General features: G+C 72.8%; 1 protein-coding gene. It reads left to right on the top strand.

Features of this window, described 5'->3' with window-relative positions:
• A partial coding sequence (locus tag AC0L3B_RS39495; RefSeq protein WP_473383235.1) for a hypothetical protein occupies positions 1-272 on the top strand: 272 nt, incomplete at both ends.

Below are 272 nucleotides of genomic sequence, written 5' to 3'. Positions count from 1 at the left end.
GCGACCGAAGCCGAGCCCGAGGGCACCGACCGCGATCTCATCGACAAGCTGGAAGCGATGGTCGAGCAGGGCATGGCGGCTATGTCAGCGTCGGCGCAGCCGATCGCGTCAGGCTCGGCGCAGCCGATGCCGGCCGGCGCTGCTGCTGCCGTTGCCGAAGCGCCGCCGCTGGTGCCGGACGCGCCTGTCGCCGTTGAAGCCGCGCCGACCTCCGGCGTGCTGGCCGACCAGAGCCTGGAGCGTCCGCTGCGTCCGGGCGAAGTCTCGCTCGA

It is taken from the genome of Bradyrhizobium sp. Kon56 (genome assembly GCF_055807635.1).
The sequence above is the reverse complement of the archived record's forward strand: the minus strand, read 5'-3'. Positions and strand labels throughout refer to the sequence as shown.